Source organism: uncultured Alcanivorax sp., assembly GCF_947258575.1.
Classification (GTDB): Bacteria; Pseudomonadota; Gammaproteobacteria; order Pseudomonadales; family Alcanivoracaceae; genus Alcanivorax.
On the sequence record NZ_CAMYIV010000005.1, the window covers coordinates 246,051 to 268,038 of the forward strand.

Sequence of the window (21,988 nt, forward strand, 5' to 3'; positions counted from 1 at the left end):
TCAACGCAGCTGTAGGAGCGGCGCTTGAGCCGCGAAATACTTGGGAAAGCGTATCGCAAGCAATTCGCGGCTCAAGCGCCGCTCCTACAGGTGGTGCGTCGTGTTGCCTTAATGCAGTTTCAGTCTCGGCCGCACCAGCTTGTTGAAGCGGCCGGCGATCAGCAGCATGATCGTGCGCGGCCAGCCGTACAGGGCGGCCTGATGCATGCGATACAGACTGATGTACATCATCCGTGCCAGCCAGCCTTCCACGAAGAAGTTGCCGCCCTTCAGGTTGCCCATCAGCATGCCCACCGAGCTGTAGTTGGACAGCGATACCAGCGAGCCATGGTCCTTGTACTGGAACGGCCGCGGTTCACGTTGCATGATCAGCTGCTGCAGGCTACGAGCGGTGTGCTGGGCCATCTGCTGGGCAGACTGGGCCCGCGGCGGGATGGGCCGCTCTTCGCCTTCCGGGATCAGGAAAGCGGCATCGCCGATGATGAAGATGTTTTTGTGGCCCTTGGCCTGCAGGGTCGGCTCCACTTCCACCTGGTTGATGCGGTTGGTGGTCAGGCCGTCGATCTGACCCAGCCAGTCCGGGCACTTCACCCCGGCCGCCCACACCAGCAGGTCGGCATTGATGGGATCGCCTTCCTTGGGTACCAGGGCTTGCGGGGTGGCTTCGGCCACCATGACACCGGTGCGCACCTTCACGCCGAGATCCTCCAGCCGCTTGGTGGCGGTAGCGGAAACCCGTTCGCTGAGTACCGGGAGGATGCGCGGGGCGGCTTCGATCACGTCCACCTGCAGGTGTTTGCGATCCAGCTTTTCGTGGCCGTAGAAGTTGAGCATGGATACCGCATGGTGCAGTTCCGCTGCCAGCTCCACGCCGGTGGCGCCGCCGCCGACGATGGCCACGGAGACCGGCTTGCCTTCGTAGTTGGCGTGCAGGCAGGCGTTCAGGAAGCGCTCGCGAAAGCGTTCCGCCTGGGCGCGGCTGTCCATGAACAGGCAGTTTTCACGAACCCCGGGGGTGCCGAAATCGTTGCTCTGGCTGCCGGTGGCCAGCACCAGGTAATCGTAGGGCAGTTGCCGTTCCGGTAGCACTTCCGAGCCGTGGTTGTCATGGAGTGGCGCCAGCGTCAGGGTCTGGTCCTCCACGTTTACCTGGGTCATGGTGCCCGGCTCAAAGCGGTAATGGTTCAGCTGGGCGTGAGCGCGGTAGTCCACCGCATCCAGGTCCGCGTCGATGGCGCCGGTGGCCACTTCATGAAAGCGCGGTTTCCACACATGGATGCTGGAGGAATCCACCAGGGTCACGTCTGCGTGGCCGTATTTGCCAAGCTTGCGACCCAGGCGGGTCACCAGCGGCAAGCCGCCGGCACCACCGCCGACAACAACAATTCTGGGTTTGCTCATTGGGGCTCCTGTCGGGCTAACCCTCATGGGTTGCCAGTCAATCATATCCACCTTGGCGGTGAACAGGTCCGGGTTAAAGGAGCCTCTGAATAACGCCTGGCGTACTCAGTGGCTCATCAATGAGGCAGAGCCCTTGTGGGGCAGGGAGCGATGACGGCTGTCATCATTCCGGAGGTGCAGTCTAGCGTGTGTGGTAAACAAGTCCAGACCAGGTGTTTCCTTTTTGCCTTCCCGGGCGGGCGGGTCTGCCCGCCGGGCGGCAATGAAAAAGCCCGCCGGTGGCGGGCTTTTTCAGTGATTCGTGCGGATCAGGCCTTGGGGCCGGCGGCGCGGATCTCTTCAGACACGTCCGCATACTTCTCGGCAAAGTTCTTTTCGAACTGCTCTGCCAGATCGCGGGCGCGGGCTTCGTAGTTTTCCGGGTTGGCCCAGGTGTTCTTGGGCTGCAGCAGCTGGCTGTCCACACCGGGAACGGCTTTGGGCACGTCCAGGTTGATGATGTCCAGGTGCTCGGTTTCCGCGTTGTCCAGGTCGCCGGAGAGGATGGCGTTCACCACACCACGGGTGGTGGGGATGCTGAAACGCTCGCCTTCGCCGAAGGGGCCACCGGTCCAGCCGGTGTTCACCAGGAACACGGTGGAGCCGAAATCTTCCATCCGTTTGATCAGCAGCTCGGCGTATTCGCCGGCGCGACGGGGGAAGAAGGGGGCGCCGAAGCAGGTGGAGAAGGTGCTCTTGATGCCGCCACCGGAACCCATTTCGGTGGAGCCGACCAGCGCGGTGTAGCCGCTCAGGAAGTGGTAGGCCGCCGCTTCCTTGGACAGCTTGGATACCGGCGGAAGAACACCGGTCAGGTCGCAGGTCAGGAAGATGATGTGTTTGGGCTCACCGGCACGGTTGGCGTCGACTTTCTTGTCGATGTTTTCCAGCGGGTAGGCGGCACGGGTGTTCTGGGTCAGGGACACGTCGGTGTAGTCGGCGGTGCGGCTTTCGTCATTGATGATGACGTTTTCCAGTACTGCGCCGAATTTGATGGCGTCCCAGATAACCGGCTCGTTCTTCTGGCTCAGGTCGATGCACTTGGCGTAGCAGCCGCCTTCGATGTTGAACACCACATCCTTGCCCCAGCCGTGCTCGTCGTCACCGATCAGGTAACGGTTCGGGTCGGCGGACAGGGTGGTTTTACCGGTGCCGGACAGGCCGAAGAACAGGGCCACGTCGCCGTCTTCGCCAACGTTGGCGGAGCAGTGCATGGGCAGCACGTCTTTTTCCGGCAGCAGGAAGTTCTGCACGGAGAACATGGCTTTCTTCATTTCACCGGCGTAACGCATGCCGGCGATCAGTACCTTGCGCTGGGCAAAGTTGAGGATCACACAGCCATCGGAATTGGTGCCGTCACGCTCCGGCTCACACTGGAAGTGCGGGGCGTGCAGAATCTGCCATTCTTCCTTGCTGCGCGGATTGTATTTTTCCGGGCGGATGAACATGGTGTTGGCGAACAGGTTGTGCCACGCGGTCTGCGCGGTCACTTTTACTGCCAGGTAATGATCCGCATCGGCACCTACGTGCAGGTGGGAAACAAAGGCATCAGCGTCGGCAACGGCAACGCTGACACGATCCCACAGGGCATCGAACTTGTCGGCGGGGAAGGCACGGTTAATAGCACCCCAGTGGATGTGCTCGCTGGTGCTGGGCTCTTCAACGATGTAGCGGTCCATGGGGGAACGGCCGGTGCGGTGACCGGTTTCCACTACCAGGGCGCCGGTATCGGACAGGCGGCCTTCGTTGCGTTGAACAGCCAGTTCTACCAGCTGGGCCGGGCTGAGGTCGTTATAAACAATCGGGTCGGTCATGGTCATTCCTGGGCTTGTGGCCGTGCCGTTTCAGCGTGTATGGGCGCCGAAACTCTGGTTCGCATTGCGGATAACAGTGCCGGTCTCGTGCCCGTTACTGCCACCGGGCAAGACCAAAGGGGACCGGGGGACAAAGCCTCCAGTCAGCACAGGCGCGCGATTATGCCAGAAAAGGAAATCAGTGGCGATTCCCCCTTGGACCGGGTGGTCACGGCGCGGCAGTCAGTGAACAGTTAATAGTTAACAGTGAATAGTTGCGCGATCCGGCCCGGGGTCGCCTGAAACGCAAGAGGCCGCGTCCATGGCTCGGGCGCGGCCTCTTGCGTTTCAGCCCCTGAGGGCCTGTTTCGCGTCGCTGTTAACTGTTCACTATTAACTGCTTTCCCGGATCATCGCCGCCAGATCCACCGCATCAAAGCGTTCCTGGTTGCGGCAGAAGTCGCAGGTCAGGGTCACTTCGCCGTCTTCGTCCAGCAGGGTCTGCAATTCATTGCTGCCCAGGGACAGCAAGGCATTGCGGTTGCGGTCCCGGGAGCAGGTGCAGCCGAACTGCAGGGCCTGGGCGTCGGGCAGCTGTGGCGGGGTGTCGTGGAACAAGCGGTGGAGGATGGTCTGGTCGTCCAGGTTGAGCAGCTCTTCCATTTTCAGGGTGCCGGCGAGGGCTTCCAGGTGCTCCCACATCTGTGTGTTGGCGTCGCTGCTGGCCAGCTGGTTGGGCAACCGCTGCAGCAGCAGGCCGGCGGCCCGGTTGTTGCCGCTGGCCAGCCACAGGCGGGTAGGGAGTTGTTCGGACTGGCGGAAGTAGGCTTCCAGGCACTGGGCCAGGGAGTTGCCGGCCAGGGGCACGATGCCCTGATATTGCTTGCCCTGGTCCGGGGTGATGGTGATGACCATGTTGCCATCGCCAATGAGGGTCTGGATGTCGCCGTGGCTCCAGTCCTGGCCGTCGCTGTGGCGGGCCAGGGCACGCAACTCGCCCTCGTTGGTGCACTCGGCCAGCAGCAGGGATACCGGGCCCTTGCCCTGGGCCTGCAGTGCCAGGCGGCCCTTGAATTTCAGGGTGCTGGCCAGTAATGCCACAGCGGCCACCGCCTCGCCGATCAATCCCTGTACTGCCAGTGGGTAGTTATGCCCTTCAATAATACGGGTGACGCTGCTTTCCACCTGCACCAGTTCGCCGCGGATATCGGAGTCGGGGAACAGGAAGCGTTGTTTGTGATCTTGCATGGTTGTGTCCTGAGGGCTGTCACTGTGGTTCGCTATGTCTTTCAGCTGCCTTTAATGGGGGCACGATAGCGGTTATTCCAGGTTGTCTCTCTTGAAGCGCTGGATATCCCGGCGTTCCTTCTTGCTGGGCTTGTGGTCCGGTGCTGCGGCGGCGGCCCGTGCCAGCTTGCGTTGCTCGCTGCTCTGTTCCCGGCGGCTGCGGCTTTGTTCGGTTTCCTGGTAGAGAGTCTGGGCCACGCTGGCGGGGCCGCGCTTGCTGCTCAGGCCTTCTACTATTACCTCGAAATGTTCGGTGCCCTTGGTAATGGCAATGGTCTGCCCGGGCTGCACATTCTTGCTGGGTTTGGCCTTGCTGCCATCAATCTGCACCTTGCCGCCTTCGATGGCGGCCTTGGCCAGGCTGCGGGTCTTGAAGAAACGCGCCGCCCACAGCCAGGAGTCGATACGAACGGTCTCGCTCACGGCATTTCTCTCATGGTAAGACCTGCAGAAAATCGTCGATGGCCGGGAACGGGTCGGTATGGTCCCGCCTGGGCAGGCTGGAATCCGGGTGCAGGATACTCACCGGCTGGCCGATGCCGTAAAGCTGGGCGCTGTGAAGTACCGGCAGGGAGTCATCCACCAGCAGAGCGCGGGCCGGGTCGAAGGGCAGGTGGCGTTGCAGGTGCTGCCAGAAGGACTGGGCTTCCTTGGCGTGGCCATAATCGTGGCTGGAGACGATTTCATCGAAATAGCGGTCGATGCCGGTACGCTCTACCTTCAAGTCCAGGGCATCACGATGGGCGTTGGTGACCATGATGACCTGTTTGTCGGACTCCTTCAGTGCCTGCAGAAACGTGTCCGCCCCGGGGCGCACAGCGATGCGATCGCCGGCTTCGCGTTTCAGGCGGGCGATTTCCAGGCCCAGCTCCGCGGTCCAGAAATCCAGGCAGTACCAGTTCAGGGTGCCCAGATGACTGGTGATCCAGTCGTGGATGATGCGGTCGGCCTCGGCCCGGTCCAGCCCCTGCTGGCGGGCGTAGCACTCGGGGACATGTTTCTGCCAGAACCAGTTATCGAACTCCAGGTCGAGCAGGGTGCCGTCCATATCCAGTAGCACGGTGTCGACGGATTGCCAGTCAATCATGAATTTCCTGCGTATTCGGGTTAGTCTTCGGCCTTAAATGATTGCCGCGAGATCTGACGCTGATTATGGATGAGAAACCGGAGATTCTCGACACCCGACTGGTGGCAAAAAGCCGCCTGTTCGGAATCGAAGAGCTGCACCTGCGTTTCCGTAACGGGGTGGAACGTACCTATGAGCGCCTGCGCACCCCGCCCATCGCGGCGGTAATGATGGTGCCGCTGCTGGATGACGACACCGTGGTAATGATCCGCGAGTATGGCGCCGGTACCGAAAGTTACGAGCTGACCCTGCCCAAGGGGGCCTACGAACACGGCGAGGACTGGCGCGATGCGGCCAACCGGGAATTGAAGGAAGAAGCCGGTTATGGTGCCCGCCGCCTCACCCTGATGAAGGACATGACCCTGTCGCCGGGTTATATGGGCCACCGCATCAAGGTGGTGCTGGCCGAAGACCTGTATGAAGAATCCCTGCCCGGGGACGAACCGGAAGAGCTGGAAGTACTCACCTGGAAACTGTCCGATCTGGATCGCCTGATCGAGCGGGATGACGTGACGGAAGCCCGGGTGATCGCGGCGCTGCTGATGGCCAAGCGGTTGCTGGAACAACGCTGATAATTACGCCGTAGGAGTGGCGCTCCTACAGGTGCCAAAATCTGAATCACAGGAAAACAGAAATGACCGACTTTAATACCCTGCTGGAACCGCTCGCCGAGATTGCCCGTGAAGCGGGTGATGCCATTCTGACGGTGTACGAGCGTGACGACCTGGGGGTGGAAACCAAGGACGACAAATCGCCGATCACCGAAGCGGATATGGCAGCACACAAGATTATCGAAGCGCGGCTGCAGGCGCTGACGCCGGATATCCCGGTGTTTTCCGAAGAGTCCGGCGGTATTGCCTACGCGGATCGCAAGGACTGGCCCCGTTTCTGGCTGGTGGATCCGCTGGATGGCACCAAGGAGTTCATCAAGCGCAATGGCGAGTTCACCGTGAACATCGCTCTGGTGGAAGGCGATACCCCGGTGTTGGGCGTCGTGCATGTACCGGTAACGGCAGTGACCTACCTGGGTGGCCATGGTGTGGGTGCCTATAAAGAGGAAGGCGGTGAGCGCAAGCCGATCCAGTGCCGCGCCCGCACCACCCCGGTGGTGATGGTAGCCAGTCGCAGCCACGGCGGCGAAGCGGTGGAAAAGCTGGAAGCCTTTATCCGCGAGGAAGTGGGTGAGGTAGAGCGGGCCTCCATGGGCTCGTCCCTGAAGTTGTGTCTGGTTGCTGAAGGCAGCGCGGACATTTATCCGCGCCTGGCGCCCACCAGCGAATGGGATACGGCTGCGGCCCACGCGGTGGTCACCGCCGCCGGCGGGGTCGTGGTGAATACCGCCTTTGAACCGCTGCAGTACAACAAGGAAGACATCCTCAATCCGCACTTCCTGGTGCTGGGGCAGAGCATCGACGAATGGCGCTTTATCGCCCCGGCGATTGCAGGGTAAAGGCGTATTCACCACAGAGGACACGGAGTTCACAGAGAAAACAGACCTGTAATAGGTCTTGGCTCAGTGTTCTCCGTGCCCTCTGTGGTAAAAAACAACCAAGGAGTCATCCATGAGCACAATGCGTGAACTGCGATTTGTCAGTGATGGCCAGTCCTGCCGGGGGGATCTGTATCTCCCCGAGGGTGACGGCTCTTTCCTGACCGTGGTCATGGGCCACGGTTTTGGTCTGACCAAGGCCTGTGGGCTGGAGCCGTTTCGTGATGCTTTTTTAAAGGCCGGCTATGCGGTATTCCTGTTCGACTACCGGCACTTCGGTGAAAGCGAAGGCATGCCCCGTCAGGTGTTGTTGCCCAACCGGGAGGTGGCAGACTGGCAGGCGGCGCTGGCTTGTGTGCGCAAGCAAGAGCAAGTGGACAACCAGCGCATTGTGCTGTGGGGAACGTCCTTTGGTGGCGGCCTGGTGACTGCAGTGGCAGCCCGTGAGCCGGATGTGGCCGGCATCATTGCCCAGTGCCCGATGATGGATGGGCTGTCGTCAGTGCTGGAAGTGGTGCGCTATGCAGGCATTGGCCAGGCCATCAAGATGACGGGGCTGGGCCTCTGGGATGTGATCAGCAGCCTGCTGGGGCTGGGGCCGCGCATGCTGCCATCTGCAGGCAAGCCCGGGGAGCTGGCGGCCATGTCCAGCCATGATGCCTACGACGGTTATACCGCCCTGATGCCTGAAGGGGTGCCAAATGAAGTCGCCGCCCGTATTGGTCTGGTGCTGCCAATGTTCCGGCCCGTGACGCAGGCGGCCAAGGTGACTTGCCCGGCGCTGGTGCTGATCTGTGAAACCGATACCGTGGCGCCCGCGTCCGCCGCAGAAAAAGCCGCCGCGATGATGGCGAAGCCCACCGTGAAACGCTACCCCATTGGGCATTTTGATATCTATCAGGGTGAGGCCCGGGATATCAGTGTGGCGGATCAGCTGGAATTTCTTCAGGGTTTGTAGCGTGGGCAAGTTTCAAGTTTCAAGTTGCAACACGCCATACGTTTGCCCTTGATTTCAAACGCATGAGGCCGCGCTCCAGTCATTGGGCGCGGCCTCATGCGTAGCGGCTGACAGCAGCGCTGATCCGCGTTGAAACTTTCAACTTGTAACTTGCGACTCTCAGAACGGCAGCAAGGCCATCAGATCCAGAGTCAGTTGATCTGCAGCCACCAGTGCGCCGGTGGCGATCATGCTCAGGTTGATGCAGGGCAGGATCAGGCCAACGGCGAACAGGTTGACCATGCCGGGCTGGCGGATGCGACCGCTCCATAACAGCAGGCTGATAATGACGGCGCAGGACATCGGTATCCATAGCCAGGAGTGAGAGGCGAACGTATCCCCGAAGGCAGTCAGATCGAACATGCCGGTACCCTTATAATTATAGTGTGTTATCTATCCCCGTACGCGCCTTTCCCCTGTGGCGCGCAGGCAGTATGCAGAAGTGGGCAGGGCAGCAATGTGTATGAGATCACAAATCGGTGATGGCACGATGATATTGGATCTCCCGTACCACTTTATTATGAAAATCAGCGAGTAATAGTCGGCCGCGGATCCTGTGGCCGCCATGCGGGTAGACAGGCGGTCAGGGAAAGTAGACCCAGTGTTTATGCCGGCTGCGCCACACCTGCCGTCCCTAGCGGCACTTTTTCCCGTCTCCAGGGCCAATTAACGGCCTGTTTTGGCCTTTTCTCATACCCGCCAGTACGGCTATTCTGTCTGCCAGTTAACGGTGCCATTGAATGATGTCAATGTTTTGCACTGCCGAGACCAGGCGGCCCAAGGGCTGGAGGTAAAAGAGAATGTCTAATAACCACGTTGATGTATTGATTATTGGTGCCGGCCTTTCCGGTATCGGGGCAGCTTGCCACCTGACCCGCAAGAGCCCGAATCGTAGCTATGCCATTATCGAGCGTCGCGAACGCATTGGCGGCACCTGGGACCTGTTCAAGTATCCGGGCATCCGCTCCGACTCCGACATGTTCACCCTGGGCTACAGCTTCCGTCCCTGGACCGAGCCCAAGGTATTGGCCGATGGCAACTCCATCCGCCAGTACGTGGAAGACACCGCAGACGAATATAACGTCAAGAAGCACATCCGCTTCGGGCGTAAGGTGATCAAGGCAAACTGGTCCAGTGAGGACAATCAGTGGGCAGTGGAAACCACCAATGAGAAGACCGGCGAGCAGGAAACCTTTACCGCCAACTTCCTGTTCTCCTGCAGTGGTTACTACAACTACGACGAAGGCTACAAACCGGATTTCCCCGGTGAAAAAGACTTCAAGGGCCAGGTGGTTCATCCCCAGCATTGGCCGGAAAACCTGCAATATGAAGGCAAGAAAGTCGTGGTGATCGGCTCCGGTGCTACCGCCGTCACTCTGGTGCCTGCCATGGCTCGCGAAGGGGCCAAGGTCACCATGCTGCAGCGTTCCCCGACCTATATTGCCACGGTGCCGGAAGTGGATCCGATCTCCGTGGGCATGCGCCGCTTCATGCCCGAGATGATGGTCTACCGTTTGGCCCGCGCCCGTAACATTGGTATCCAGCGCCTGGTGTACAAGCTGTCCAAGCAGCGCCCGAAACTGGTGCGTCGTGCCCTGTTGGCGGCGGCGAAGCGTCAGCTTGGTGATGATGTGGACATGACCCATTTCCGTCCCAGCTATAACCCCTGGGATCAGCGTCTGTGTGCGGTGCCCAACGGTGACCTGTTCAAGACCGTTCGCCGGGGTGAGGCCGATATCGTTACCGACCATATCGAGCGTTTCACCGAGAACGGTATTCTGCTCAAGTCAGGTCAGGAGCTGGAGGCAGATATTATTATCACTGCCACCGGTCTCAATGTTCAGATGCTTGGCGGTGTGGAAGGCACTATCGACGGCAAGGCCGTAGAGCCCCGCGAGTCGCTGGTCTACAAAGGCATGATGCTGCGTGATGTGCCAAACATGGCGCTGGTTTTCGGCTACACCAATTCCTCCTGGACCCTGAAAGCGGATCTGGTCTGCGAGTATGTGTGTCGCCTGCTTAATCACATGGAAAAAACCGGTGCCCAGACCGTGATCCCCCGTGACAAGGAAGACTGCATTACCGATGAGAACTTCCTGGGTCTGCAGTCCGGCTATGTCATGCGTGCGGATGATCGTCTACCTCGCCAGGGTTCCAAGCAGCCATGGATGGTGGTGCAGAATTACCTGGTGGATCTGCCGAAGCTGCGTTTCGGCGCCATCGATGATGGTGTACTGGAGTTCAGCAATTACCAGCCGGTGAAGAAGAAAGGGTTGGTGGCGTCGGTGCTTGGTTCCGTGACAGGCTGAAGCGCAAGCCGCAAGCCGCAAGCCGCAAGCGGTTTGTTCCGGTTATGAAGTGCAAGAGGCCGTGCCCGATCCCCGGGCGCGGCCTCTTGCCTTGTGACTCACTGCTGTTTCTGACGCGTTGCAGTTGGCCGCTTTATTTCCAGGGCAGTTGATCCATCCGCTGGCGCGCGCTGCTGTATTCCTGCTTGAGTCGCTCGATCAACTCGCTGGCCGGGCCGATTTTCTTGATGGCGCCGATGCCCTGGCCGCTACCCCAGATATCTTTCCAGGCTTTGGAGCTGCCATCGCCGAAATCCATCTTCGACGGGTCGCTTTCTGGCAGGTCGTTCGGATCCAGCCCGGCCGCTTCGATGGAGCTGCGCAGGTAGTTGCCGTGGACGCCGGTGAACAGGTTGGAATAGATGATGTCGCTGGCACTGCTGTCGACGATGGACTGCTTGTAGCGTTCGTCCGCGTTGGCTTCGTCGGTGGCAATAAAGGCGGAGCCGATATAGGCCAGGTCTGCACCCATGGCCTGGGCGCCGAGAATGGCATCGCCTTTGGCGATGGAGCCGGACAGCAGCACCGGGCCGTCAAACCATTCGCGAATTTCCTGGACCAACGCAAACGGCGACTGGGTGCCAGCGTGGCCACCGGCACCGGCCGCCACAGCGATCAGGCCGTCGGCGCCTTTTTCGATGGCCTTCTTGGCGAAGAAATTGTTGATGATGTCGTGAAATACCAGGCCGCCATAGCTGTGAATCGCCTCGTTCACGTCCACCCGGGCGCCCAGCGACGTGATCACGATGGGCACCTTGTACTTCACGCACATTTCCAGATCGTGTTCCAGCCGGTTGTTGGACTTGTGCACGATCTGGTTGACCGCAAAGGGCGCTGCCGGCTGGTCCGGATTGGCCTGGTTCCAGGCGTCCAGTTCTTCGGTGATCCGCTTGAGCCATACTTCCAGCTCTTCCGCCGGCCGGGCGTTCAGCGCCGGAAAAGAGCCGACGATACCGGCCTTGCACTGGGCGATGACCAGATCCGGGTTGGAGACAATAAACATGGGGGACGCGACGGCGGGCAGGCGCAGCCGGTCTTGCAGGGACGCGGGTAACGACATGGTGACTCCTTGCGAAAACAGGGTGTGGACGCCCAGGCGGGTGTCCGCAGGAGAGAAATTACACCTTAAAAAGCCGGTAATTGCGATGGCTGAAAGCGTCGCGTGTCAGGCGGCGCTATTTATCGCCGCCGTTTTCCTTGCTGTCCCCCTTGCGCAGTGATTCGATAAAACGTCCGGGCAGGCCTGCAGAACGCAGCAGTGGACGCAGTTGCATCAGCATTTCATGCAGGTCGATAACGTGCTCGTTGAGGGCATCCACTTTGTTATCCAGGCTTTCCACGCGCTCGGGCAAGGTGCGCATGCTTTCCACGATGCTCATGGTGCGATGTGCCATCACCAGGTACTCCAGGGCGGCCCGGACGATGGCAACCATCACCAGCAGGATCAGCGGCGACAGGGTGGCGGTGGCCAGGCCAAACCACAGCGAACTGGAAAAGCTGGCAGCCACAAAAAAGCCCACCAACAATACCGCGCCAATGATCATTAGCAGGTAGAGCAACGGCAGCAACTGCATGGACAGGTAGCGATTGAACTGCCAGTCCACCAGCTGCAGGACTTTTGACTGATTCAGTTTTTCCTTGTTGAGCATGGGCACCCCGATGGCCATTGATTTGCTTCATTGTTGCCGGGTGTCCGGGCTTTTCCTACCCATAGATTGTAATGCTCTGTTATATGCCCAGGGGCCACTTGCTGCATGCGATGGGTGGAAACCCTAGGCAAATAGTGCCCTATGAGGCTGAAAAAATCCGAACGCTGTGTTCGTTTTTGGTGATTAACACTAACCGGGCTGCCCATGATGCAGAAAAGTGACTATGGCATGGAAGCAGGGTGTCAGGCCTTTCAGACAAAGCGGAAATTAATATTTCCTTTTATTTCAGTAATTTAATGTTTTCATGGCGTTTGTTTCTGGCATGCCGAGGCGCCGTTCTATCGGCATTCTGAGCTGTGGAGGCCGGGCTGAATAAGCCATGTTGAACCGAATTGAATCCGAACAAGCATTCGCTTTATTGTGTCACTCGTCAATGTAACAGTAGTGCGCGCCCAACTAACGTCCATGGCGCGCAACATTATCGGCTTTGCCCTCATTGGACAGGTGACCTAATGACGACTGCAACGATTCATCAATACGTGTCGAAAACCGCCCAGAAACGGCCTGAGATGCCGATTCGCCACATGGATTTTCAGTTCGACGCCGAGCAACTGGACGATACCTTCTTCAGAAACACGGAGCTGGCGTCGGCGTATTTCGAGGCCCTGTCCATCTTTCTGACCTTCGGCGAAGATCTGGTGATCGACACAGCCCGTTACCATCGTCAGTTTGTGAAAGATCCGGAGCTCAAGCGTCTGGTAACTGCCCTGATCGGTCAGGAAGCCATCCACTCCAAGATGCACAACGAGTTCAACGATGTGTTGGCACAGCACCGTTACCCTGTCGGTCTGTATCGTTTCCTTGCCGACAAGGTGTTCGAGCACGGCTTCAAGAAACTGTCCAACCGCATGCAGCTGTCATTGATGGCGGGCATTGAGCATTTCACCGCGGTGCTGGCGGAATACATGATGAAGAACGAAGACATCTTCTACGAGTCCCTGGACGAGAAGCAGCGGGCCCTGTGGATGTGGCACATGCTGGAAGAGTCTGAGCATAAGGATGTTGCCTACGACGTGTTCCAGGAATTGTCCGGTGACTATTACCTGCGCATGCGTGGTTTTGCTCTGGCGGCCTTCACTCTTACTTTCCTGATTCCGGTTGCGGCGTCGTTGATCCCGGTAATGCGCAAACCGCGTAACTTGCTGAGCCCCAGTTACTGGAAGGATGTGAAGCGTAGCCTGGCGGTGCTGGCCGGGCCTGAAGAGGGTGTCTTCGGCAGCACCATCAAGCATATTCTGGATTACACCCGTCGTGATTTTCACCCCAGCGACCACGATACCAGCGCCTATCTGGAGTACTACAAGGAAAAGCTGCTGCACCCGAAGACCGGGTTGTTGACGCCGTATCTGACCAAGGAATTCGTGCCGGGCAAGCGTGCCTGAACGAACACTGAATACTCAACCTGAAAAGGTAGAAGGTAATGCTGAATATTCTCAAGTTTCGTTCCAGCAAGCCGAGCTATAACGGCTACGCTGTCGTCACCGGTGGCGGCAGTGGTATTGGTCGCAGTTTTGCCCTGGAGTTGGCCAGACGAAACAGTGCGGTCGTCTGCGCGGATCTGAAGCTGGAAAGTGCCGAGGAAACCGTGGCGCTGATCAAGAAGGCCGGCGGCAAGGCTTTTGCGGTGGCTTGTGATGTGGGTAAGGCAGCTCAGGTAAAGAAGCTGTCCGAGCAGTCTGAAAAACTGTTGGGCCATCCGGTCACCATGGTCATCAACAATGCCGGTGTGGGTATTGGTGGCAAGTTCGAAGAGCTGAGCCTGGAAGACTGGAAATGGGCGATGGATGTGAACCTGTGGGGCGTAGTGCACGGTTGCCACTACTTCGTGCCCGGGTTCAAGAAGCAAGGTCGTGGTGCCATCATCAACGTGGCGTCTGCCGCGTCCTATACGGCTGCGCCGGAAATGAGTGCCTATAACGTTACCAAGGCCGGGGTGCGGGCGTTGTCCGAAACCCTGTACGCGGAACTCAAGCGCGACAATATTAACGTCAACGTGCTGTGTCCGACTCTGGTTCCCACCAACATCATCAAGGATGGCCGCATTCCTGCGCGTTATTCCAAACTGGCCGATCATGCGTTGATGAACTACGCCATGACCACCAGTGATTCCGTGGCCAAACTGACCCTGAATCGTCTTGATAAGGGAGAGCTGTACACCACGCCACAGGTGGACGCCAAGCTGTTCTGGATGATGAAGCGGGCCACTCCCAATTTGTACGCGAACCTGCTTGGGTTCTCTTACCGCTTTGTTAAGAATTGATCGAGGAATTTCATCATGGCTGCAGCAAAGAAACGCAAAACCCCTGAGGCCAGGATTTACGACACCTTTATCGTTGGCGCCGGTATTTCCGGTTTGTGCGCTGCGATCAAGATGAAGAAAGAGGGCTATCACGATTTCAAGATCATCGAGAAAGCCACCCGCGTCGGCGGCACCTGGCGGGAAAATACCTACCCAGGCTGTGGCTGTGATGTGCCTTCTTCCCTGTACTCTTTTTCCTTTGCGCTTAGCAGCAAATGGAGCCACCTGTTTGCTCGTCAGCCGGAAATTCTCAGCTACCTGGAAGAGGTTAGCGAAGACTTTGGCATTAATGAGCTGATCGAATTCGGTACAGAACTGGAGCATGCCGAGTGGGACGAAAGTCGCCACCTTTGGGTGCTGGATACCAATAAAGGCCAGACCCTGGCGCGTACGGTTGTCTTTGCCACCGGGCCGATCACCGAAGCCCAGATTCCGTCGTTGCCGGGCCTGGATAGCTTCAAGGGTGAGATGTTCCACTCCGCCAAGTGGAACCATGACTATGATCTGACTGGCAAGCGGGTGGCGGTGATCGGTACTGGCGCCTCGGCCATCCAGTTTGTGCCGCAGATTCAGCCCAAGGTGAAAGAGCTGCACGTCTTCCAGCGTACTGCCCCCTGGGTGCTGCCCAAGCCGGACATGGATCTGGGTGACACCAGCAAGCAGCTGATCAACAAGCTGCCTATCATCCAGAAAAGCTGGCGTAAGGCCGTGGCCACCTCCCTGAATGTGATCAACTTCGGGCTGCGTAACCCGGCAGCCCTGAAGCCGGTGAGCACGGCGGCCAAACAGCTGCTGCGCGTGCAGGTGAAAGACAAGACCCTGCGCAAGGCGGTGACCCCGGACTTTACCCTGGGCTGCAAGCGTATCCTGTTTGCCAACAACTATTACCCGGCCCTGCAGGCAGACAATGCTAACCTGATTCCCCATGGTCTGGTGGAAGTGGAAGGCAATACCGTGATTGCCGCCAACGGTGAACGCCACGAGGTAGACGTGATTATCTGGGGGACCGGCTTTGAAGTGTCTCACCCGCCGATTGGCAGAAAGGTGATTGATGCCAACGGTGATCGCCTCTCTGACCTGTGGAAAGACACCTCACCGGAAGCTTATCTTGGCGCCACCATGAAGGATGTGCCCAATGCCTTCCTGGTGCTGGGTCCCAACGTGCTGGTGTACGATTCCTTTATCGGTCTGGCCGAAGCCCAACTGGACTACATCATTGATGGTCTGAAGAAGGTTAAGCAGAAGGGGATTACCCGCTTTGCCATCAAGCCCCCGGTGCTGAAAGCCCACAATGACAAAGTCCAGAAGCACCTGAAAACCACGGTGTTCAACAGTGGTGGCTGCAAGAGCTACTACCTGGATCAGAACGGCCGCAACTTCGCCGCCTGGCCCTGGTCGCTGAAAGAGCTTAAGAGACGCCTGAGCGATTTCAAGGTAGGAGACTACGAAGTGGTCTACCAGAGCGCGGAGAAAAAGAAGGCCGCCTGACGATCATCAGACGCTAGGTCTGTTGACTGAGGGGGAAGCGAAAGGCTTCCCCCTCATGCGTTGTGCGCTTGGCAGACGAGCACCGAGCGGGCTGTCAGCCCGCCAATTCCACTTTCTTGTCCACATAGCTGGCGAGAATGTCCCCGAACACCGTCGCCAGCTCCTCGAAGCTTTGTATCGGGTTGTCCTCGGACAGATGCCTGACCACGGTGAAAATGCCGCCGTTGATATAGAAATAGGCCACGGTGGGAATATTCGGCAGTTTCAGAAGCTCCGGGTGATGCATCAGATACTGGGTGAATAGCTCCATGAGGGCGCTGTTGATCGGTGACTGGTAGATCACCATGTCCATGCTGAAGGCGTGGCGAGCGCAACGCAGGTAGAGCTGGTTGTTCTCTTCCAGAAAGTCGCGAAAACTGAACAACAATTTCTCAATCGCCTGGCGAATGTCCAGACGCACCAGTTCCGGGATCAGTGGTTTGATCAGATCCACGGTGTCACTGACAAAGCGTTTGCTGGCCGCATCAATGATGGCGTCCTTGTCTTCAAAATACTCATACAGTGAACCCACGCCGATACCGGCTTTTTCCGCGATCTGTCTGGCGGTAATAGCGCTTGGGCCGTAGTTGGCGATGGATATCAGGGCAGCCTGGACAATGGCGTCTACGGTGGCCCTGGAGCGTTGTTGTTTGGGTTTGCGTGCCATCAGGTTATCCGAGTTGAATCCGAACGAGCATTCGCTTTATTGTTACATCAACCAATGTGACAGTAAACGTTTTTGTCACCTGTACGGAGCGTCGGACCCTCGGGTCTTCCGCCACAACTCGCAGAATAATCCGTAAGGAGTGCATCATGGCTTCCATCGATCTGGACAAAATGCTGACCAAAATCAAAAGCACCCAGTGGGCCCTGTCGGATATCGACTGGGACGCTCCGGGTGCCGAGCTGATTACCGAAGAGCAGTGGCCCAAGCTGAAAGATTTCATGGCCGACCTGATGTGGATTGAGCACGTGGGCGCCCGCGCATTTGCTGCCATGGCCAAGAAAGCCCCCACCGATACCCTGCGCCAGATTTATACCTACTTCCATGCCGAAGAGCAGCGCCATGCCAATGCCGAAATGGCACTGATGAAGCGCTGGGGCATGCTTGAGGGAGATGAGATTCCCGAGCCCAACATCAACCTGCGGCTGGTGATTGAATGGCTGGATCGTTACAGCGATGACATGCCGGTGTATGTGCTGGGCACAGTGGTGCCGATGCTGGAAATTGCCCTGGACGGTGCCTTGTGTACCTTCCTGCTGGAGACGGTGAAAGATCCGGTTTGCCACCAGGCGTTCGAAAAGATCAACGACGATGAGTCCCGTCATCTGGGCGTCGGCTTTAGCGTAATGGAAATGCAGGGCCGCGGGAAAACCTTCATTGGTGCTACAAAAATGCTGGCACCGTTGCTGGACCCGCGCCTGATGCTGGGCATTGCCTCCTATGTGCCGCTGCTCAATAAAATGCGCGATAACATTATTACCATGGGTCTGCCGGAAGAGCGCCTGTATGCCGCCATGGCCAAATTCGAAAAAATTGGCGGCCGCACGGAAGATGGCCGTCGCAACCCCTGGTTCCAGGTGATTCGTCAGCACGCCAAGCTTGTGGTGAATCGGCGCAATCATGTCTATCACGTGCCCGTGGATGGCATGGTCAAACTGACCGGTCTGATCCCGCGCCGGGCACTGCCTGCAGTGCCTTCCTGGGTGAGAGAGCTGACCTACCAGCCCACTGCCTGAGAGACCCCATGACGGCGCGCCATGTGCCTGTTGCATGGCGCGGCCACCTGATTGCTGAAGAGATCCTGTTATGACTACATCCTCTGCCTCCCCGAAAAAGGCCCCAGGAAAGGCGGCGACCCGGAAGCGGCCCACCACGGGCAAGCGCGCGACGGTAAAGAAAACCCCCGCCGTAAAACCGGCAGCCGTGTTGATCGTGGGTGCGGGCTTTGCCGGCCTGGGGATGGCCATTCGCCTCAAGCAGGCCGGCATTAAGGATATCGTGATTCTGGAGCGAGCCAGTGCGGTGGGCGGCACCTGGCGAGACAATCAATATCCTGGTGCCGCCTGCGATATTCCCTCCAATCTGTATTCGTATTCGTTTGCTCCCAACCCGAACTGGTCACGAAGCTTCTCGGGCAGCGAGGAAATTCTCGGCTATATCCACCATCTGGTGGCCGAGTTTGAGCTGGAACCCTACATTCGTTTCGAGAAGAACGTGGAAGACCTGTCCTTCGATGAAAAGAAAGGGATCTGGACCGCCACGACCGACAAGGGGGAACAGTTTGCCGGGCGGGCTGCGGTGATGGCTCAGGGGCCGTTGTCCAACTGCAGCTTCCCGGCCATTACCGGTATCGAGGATTTCACGGGCCACAAGATCCACAGTGCCCGCTGGGATCATGAGTACGATTTCACTGGCAAGAAAGTGGCCGTGATTGGTACCGGCGCAAGCGGCATCCAGATTATTCCCGAACTGGTCAAACAGGCGGGTCACGTGAAAGTGTTCCAGCGCACGCCGGGCTGGGTGATGCCGCGCCCGGATTTTGCCACGCCGGCCTGGAACAAGAAGTTGTTTGAAAAACTGCCAGCCAGTCAGCAGGCCATGCGCAATCTGCTCTACTGGAGCCATGAGAGCATGGCGCTGGCGGTTATCTGGAAGTCGCCGCTGACGCGTATTGCCGAACGGGTGGCGCGGCTGCACCTGCGCCGTCAGGTGAAAGATCGCTGGCTGCGCCGTCAGCTGACACCGGACTTCACCATCGGCTGCAAGCGGGTGCTGGTCTCCAATGATTACTACCCGGCACTGCAGAAAGACAATGCCAAGCTGATTACCTGGCCCATTGCCCGCCTCAGCGAAAAGGGGGTTCGCACCGTGGAAGGTATCGAGCATCAGGTGGACTGTATCGTCTTTGCCACCGGTTTCGACGTCAGTCATTCCGGCACGCCATTCCCGGTGAAAGGCCGTGACGGTCGGGTGCTGGGGGAGGAATGGCAGGGCGGCGCCCAGGCCTACAAGAGCATCAATGTGTCCGGCTACCCGAACCTGTTCATGACCTTCGGGCCCAACTCCGGGCCCGGCCACAACTCGGCGCTGGTGTACATGGAATCCCAGCTCGACTATGCGGTGAAAGGGATCGAAAAGATTCTCAAGGACGATCTGAAAATGCTGGACGTGAAAGAAGACGTGCAGCGTCGGCATAACAAGGCAATACAAAAGCGCCTGGCCCGGACCAACTGGAATTCCGGCTGCAAAAGCTGGTATCTGACCGATGATGGCTTCAACGCCACCATGTACCCGGGTTTCGCCACCCAGTACGCGGCCCAGATGGCAGAGTTTGAAGAGCGCGATTACGAAACCGTTTGACCTCCTCGGTCTGGTTTCTTCCGGTGAACGCGGCTCCTGGCCGCGTTTTTTTTGCGGCAAGGCTCATGTTCTCACGCAGCTTCCTGCGTTTGCCATAAAAGCATCACGCCTTTGTCGCAGTGGCTTCATCCCGCACGGCTATAACCTCAGGATCATGAAATAACACGAACCGTTGGGGAGTTCACAATGACATCCTGGTATAGCCTGGGGGCCGGCGTACTGCTGGCCGCTGCCTTGACCGCCTGTGGCGGAGACAGCAGCGACGACAATCCTGCTGCCGGTGGCGAGCAAGTAAAAACGCCGGATAGCCTGCGTCTGTCTTTTCTGAGTCGCTACGAGTCTGGCAGTTTTGATACGTCTGCCGCTGAAATTCCTGCCTATGACGCTGCCAGTCAGCGCCTGTTTGTGGTCAACGCAGAGCAGGGCGTGCTTGATGTGCTGGATATGAGCGACCCCGCCAAGCCCTTATTGATCGGGTCGATGGGTGTTGAAGAGATCGCTGCCGGGGCCGTCGTGAACAGTGTGGCGGTGAAAAATGGGTTGGTCGCGATTGCGGTTCAAGCCGCCACGAAGACCGACAACGGCTTTGCGGCCCTCTACCGTGCTGATGACCTCAGCCTGCTGGGTAGTGTAGAAGTGGGCGCCCAGCCGGACATGATCATCTTTACCCCGGATAGCAGCAAGGTGCTCACTGCTAACGAGGGTGAGCCCAGTGACGATTATCAGATTGACCCGCCGGGCTCTATCAGCATTATCGATATCAGCAATCCGCAAGACCCTCAGGTCAGCACGGCGGGTTTCAGTGCCTTTGATGCCGATACGCTACGCAGCATGGGTGTGCGCATCTATGGGCCGGGCGCGGACGTGGCCATGGATCTGGAGCCGGAATATATCGCGCTGTCTGCCGATGGAAAAACCGCCTGGGTGACCCTGCAGGAAAATAATGCCCTGGCCAAGGTCAATATCGATACCGCCACCGTTACCGATATCCTGCCGCTGGGAGAAATCGATCGCAGCGTGGAAGGTTTCGGCATTGATGCCAGTGATGACGATGAAGAGATCAACATCCAGACCTGGGACGGGGTAGTGGGCCTGTACCTGCCTGACGCCATTCATGCTTATAGCGCTGGCGGCAGTACCTATCTGGTTACCGCCAACGAAGGCGACGCCCGTGCCTGGGGTGAGGACAACGATGCCTACTGGGGCAGCGAAGGTGAGGGTTGTGTTGGCGATGCCAGCCAGGGGTTCGTGGAAGAATTCCGCGTCAAGCATCTGGTGCATGCCAGCGGCTTCGATCGGCGCTGCGGCGACGATCTGCCCCCGCAGCTGCGTGAACTGGCTGCCGGTGCGCTGCTGGACCCCGCGGTGTTCGATTACTGCGGTGCCAGCGCCGGTGATCCCGGTGATTGCCGCGAAGACGATGTGCTGGGCCGTCTCAACATTACCTGGACCATGGGCTACAAGACCGACGCCGCCGGCGCCCCGGTAATGTACAACGATGCGGGGCAGCTGGATCCGGCTGGCACTCGCATCATGTATGACACCCTGTACAGCTATGGGGGTCGCTCCTTCTCCATCCGGGACGAAAACGGCAACCTGGTATTCGACAGCGGCGATGCCATCGAACAGTTCCTGGCCAGCGACGAATGCCGGCTGGGTACCAACCGCAGCATTGCCTGCCAGGATTACTTCAACAGTGGCCATGATGAAATAAACGCCATGGACAGCCGCAGTGATGCCAAGGGCCCGGAGCCGGAAGGCCTGACCATCGGCGCCATTGGCGACAAGACTTTCCTGTTCCTGGCCCTGGAGCGCATGGGCGGCATTCTGGTCTATGACATTACCGATCCGCAGCAGCCCCAGCGGCTGGATTACCTGAACAGCCGCAACTTCTGGGGCGGCGGCGGTGATGGCGAGGACATCGAAGACCTGATCGATGATGGCCTGCTGGCAGAAAGCGATGTGGGTGCCGTGGTGGGGGATCTGGGACCGGAAGGGCTGGTGTTCATCGCCGCCGCCGATTCACCCAATGGCATGCCGTTGCTGGTGGTGGGTAACGAAGTCAGTGGTACCACCGCTATCTACCGGGTGGAAACGCTATTCGACGAGGAGTAATTCTCGTAAGCCATATCGAGGCGGCCTGTGGGCCGCCTTTTTTATGGTGCACCGTAGACTGGCGGGAAATCAGTATCAGGGTGTTGAGCCATTGTGCTGACAGCCGGGCTTCCAGGACAAATGCAGCACCGCGTTAGAGCCTTTCTTCCAGGGCGACGCCTGTAAACGCCAGAACAAGCTATTTGTTCTGTTTCGCTTCGAACGCGGCCAGCTGTTGCGGGGTTGCCGGAGTCTGGTATTGCGCTTTCCAGTCGGCGAAGGGCATGCCGTACACCCATTCCCTGGCGGCGTCATAATCCAGTGCCACCTGGCGCTCATCCGCAGCGGCCACCAGCCATTTGGACAGACAGTTACGGCAGAAGTCCGCCAGAATCATCAGGTCAATATTTTGCACTTCCTTGTGTTCGTCAAGATGCTGCAGCAAGCGGCGAAAGGCGGCAGCTTCCAGTTCGGTGCGTGTCGCGGTATCCAGTGTGGTCATGGGCTTCTCCTGC

At 58.5% G+C, this 21,988-nt stretch carries 20 protein-coding genes; 10 read left to right on the forward strand and 10 right to left on the reverse strand.

The window, feature by feature from the left end; all coding sequences use genetic code 11:
• Positions 1 to 108 precede the first annotated feature (108 nt).
• The 5 genes from Q0Y02_RS06150 to yrfG form a co-directional block, all read right to left on the reverse strand.
• Positions 109 to 1,401 carry an NAD(P)/FAD-dependent oxidoreductase gene (locus Q0Y02_RS06150; RefSeq protein ID WP_297765897.1) on the reverse strand — a complete coding sequence of 431 codons (1,293 nt, stop codon included), beginning with the start codon at positions 1,399 to 1,401 and terminating at the stop codon, positions 109 to 111.
• Positions 1,402 to 1,709: 308 nt separating this feature from the next.
• Positions 1,710 to 3,254, reverse strand: a complete 1,545-nt coding sequence (locus Q0Y02_RS06155; protein WP_297765900.1) for a phosphoenolpyruvate carboxykinase — start codon at positions 3,252 to 3,254, stop codon at positions 1,710 to 1,712.
• Positions 3,255 to 3,626: 372 nt separating this feature from the next.
• Positions 3,627 to 4,481 (reverse strand): Hsp33 family molecular chaperone HslO, encoded by an 855-nt coding sequence (gene hslO / locus Q0Y02_RS06160; protein ID WP_297765903.1) that lies wholly within the window; start codon positions 4,479 to 4,481, stop codon positions 3,627 to 3,629.
• Between the two features lie 72 nt (positions 4,482 to 4,553).
• Positions 4,554 to 4,943, reverse strand: coding sequence for a S4 domain-containing protein (locus tag Q0Y02_RS06165; RefSeq protein ID WP_297765906.1), 390 nt, complete (start codon positions 4,941 to 4,943; stop codon positions 4,554 to 4,556).
• Between the two features lie 10 nt (positions 4,944 to 4,953).
• Positions 4,954 to 5,607 carry a GMP/IMP nucleotidase gene (yrfG, locus tag Q0Y02_RS06170; protein WP_297765909.1) on the reverse strand — a complete coding sequence of 218 codons (654 nt, stop codon included), beginning with the start codon at positions 5,605 to 5,607 and terminating at the stop codon, positions 4,954 to 4,956.
• Between the two features lie 65 nt (positions 5,608 to 5,672).
• Between yrfG and nudE the strand changes: the two genes are divergently transcribed.
• The 3 genes from nudE to Q0Y02_RS06185 all read left to right on the forward strand — a co-directional run bounded on the left by nudE (position 5,673) and on the right by Q0Y02_RS06185 (position 8,093).
• Positions 5,673 to 6,218: an ADP compounds hydrolase NudE gene (nudE, locus tag Q0Y02_RS06175; protein WP_297765912.1), complete on the forward strand. Its 546-nt coding sequence runs from the start codon at positions 5,673 to 5,675 to the stop codon at positions 6,216 to 6,218.
• A 62-nt stretch (positions 6,219 to 6,280) separates the two neighbouring features.
• Positions 6,281 to 7,096 (forward strand): 3'(2'),5'-bisphosphate nucleotidase CysQ, encoded by an 816-nt coding sequence (gene cysQ / locus Q0Y02_RS06180; RefSeq protein ID WP_297765914.1) that lies wholly within the window; start codon positions 6,281 to 6,283, stop codon positions 7,094 to 7,096.
• A 112-nt stretch (positions 7,097 to 7,208) separates the two neighbouring features.
• Complete coding sequence (locus Q0Y02_RS06185; protein WP_297765917.1) at positions 7,209 to 8,093, forward strand: alpha/beta fold hydrolase; 885 nt, start codon at positions 7,209 to 7,211, stop codon at positions 8,091 to 8,093.
• A gap of 159 nt (positions 8,094 to 8,252) precedes the next feature.
• On the opposite strand, the gene Q0Y02_RS06190 is transcribed toward Q0Y02_RS06185, so the two are convergent.
• Positions 8,253 to 8,495 (reverse strand): hypothetical protein, encoded by a 243-nt coding sequence (locus Q0Y02_RS06190; protein ID WP_297765920.1) that lies wholly within the window; start codon positions 8,493 to 8,495, stop codon positions 8,253 to 8,255.
• Between the two features lie 437 nt (positions 8,496 to 8,932).
• Between Q0Y02_RS06190 and Q0Y02_RS06195 the strand changes: the two genes are divergently transcribed.
• Positions 8,933 to 10,441: an NAD(P)/FAD-dependent oxidoreductase gene (locus Q0Y02_RS06195; protein ID WP_297765923.1), complete on the forward strand. Its 1,509-nt coding sequence runs from the start codon at positions 8,933 to 8,935 to the stop codon at positions 10,439 to 10,441.
• A 133-nt stretch (positions 10,442 to 10,574) separates the two neighbouring features.
• Here the strand turns inward: Q0Y02_RS06195 and Q0Y02_RS06200 are convergent, their stop codons facing one another.
• Together Q0Y02_RS06200 and Q0Y02_RS06205 are read right to left on the reverse strand one after the other, a co-directional pair.
• The gene (locus tag Q0Y02_RS06200; RefSeq protein ID WP_035246212.1) at positions 10,575 to 11,540 is read right to left on the reverse strand and encodes a nitronate monooxygenase family protein; all 966 of its coding nucleotides are present in this window, start codon (positions 11,538 to 11,540) and stop codon (positions 10,575 to 10,577) included.
• 115 nt (positions 11,541 to 11,655) lie between these two features.
• Positions 11,656 to 12,147: a DUF4282 domain-containing protein gene (locus Q0Y02_RS06205; RefSeq protein ID WP_232222025.1), complete on the reverse strand. Its 492-nt coding sequence runs from the start codon at positions 12,145 to 12,147 to the stop codon at positions 11,656 to 11,658.
• A 494-nt stretch (positions 12,148 to 12,641) separates the two neighbouring features.
• Between Q0Y02_RS06205 and Q0Y02_RS06210 the strand changes: the two genes are divergently transcribed.
• The 3 genes from Q0Y02_RS06210 to Q0Y02_RS06220 are packed head-to-tail and all read left to right on the forward strand — an operon-like array spanning position 12,642 to position 15,976.
• Positions 12,642 to 13,571 carry a metal-dependent hydrolase gene (locus tag Q0Y02_RS06210; RefSeq protein WP_035246213.1) on the forward strand — a complete coding sequence of 310 codons (930 nt, stop codon included), beginning with the start codon at positions 12,642 to 12,644 and terminating at the stop codon, positions 13,569 to 13,571.
• A gap of 38 nt (positions 13,572 to 13,609) precedes the next feature.
• The gene (locus Q0Y02_RS06215; RefSeq protein ID WP_297765930.1) at positions 13,610 to 14,449 is read left to right on the forward strand and encodes an SDR family NAD(P)-dependent oxidoreductase; all 840 of its coding nucleotides are present in this window, start codon (positions 13,610 to 13,612) and stop codon (positions 14,447 to 14,449) included.
• A gap of 15 nt (positions 14,450 to 14,464) precedes the next feature.
• Entirely contained in the window at positions 14,465 to 15,976 is a 1,512-nt protein-coding gene (locus Q0Y02_RS06220) for an NAD(P)/FAD-dependent oxidoreductase (RefSeq protein WP_297765933.1), read from the forward strand.
• A gap of 94 nt (positions 15,977 to 16,070) precedes the next feature.
• Here Q0Y02_RS06220 and Q0Y02_RS06225 read toward each other — a convergent pair whose 3' ends face one another.
• Entirely contained in the window at positions 16,071 to 16,682 is a 612-nt protein-coding gene (locus tag Q0Y02_RS06225; RefSeq protein ID WP_035246220.1) for a TetR/AcrR family transcriptional regulator, read from the reverse strand.
• Positions 16,683 to 16,828: 146 nt separating this feature from the next.
• Between Q0Y02_RS06225 and Q0Y02_RS06230 the strand changes: the two genes are divergently transcribed.
• The 3 genes from Q0Y02_RS06230 (at position 16,829) to Q0Y02_RS06240 (ending at position 21,494) form a co-directional block, all read left to right on the forward strand.
• Positions 16,829 to 17,755 carry a ferritin-like domain-containing protein gene (locus Q0Y02_RS06230; protein ID WP_297765941.1) on the forward strand — a complete coding sequence of 309 codons (927 nt, stop codon included), beginning with the start codon at positions 16,829 to 16,831 and terminating at the stop codon, positions 17,753 to 17,755.
• A gap of 70 nt (positions 17,756 to 17,825) precedes the next feature.
• Complete coding sequence (locus Q0Y02_RS06235; protein ID WP_297765944.1) at positions 17,826 to 19,379, forward strand: NAD(P)/FAD-dependent oxidoreductase; 1,554 nt, start codon at positions 17,826 to 17,828, stop codon at positions 19,377 to 19,379.
• Between the two features lie 186 nt (positions 19,380 to 19,565).
• Positions 19,566 to 21,494, forward strand: a complete 1,929-nt coding sequence (locus Q0Y02_RS06240; protein WP_297765947.1) for a choice-of-anchor I family protein — start codon at positions 19,566 to 19,568, stop codon at positions 21,492 to 21,494.
• A 178-nt stretch (positions 21,495 to 21,672) separates the two neighbouring features.
• Here Q0Y02_RS06240 and Q0Y02_RS06245 read toward each other — a convergent pair whose 3' ends face one another.
• Positions 21,673 to 21,975, reverse strand: coding sequence for a DUF1244 domain-containing protein (locus tag Q0Y02_RS06245; RefSeq protein WP_297765950.1), 303 nt, complete (start codon positions 21,973 to 21,975; stop codon positions 21,673 to 21,675).
• Between the last annotated feature and the right edge of the window lie 13 nt (positions 21,976 to 21,988).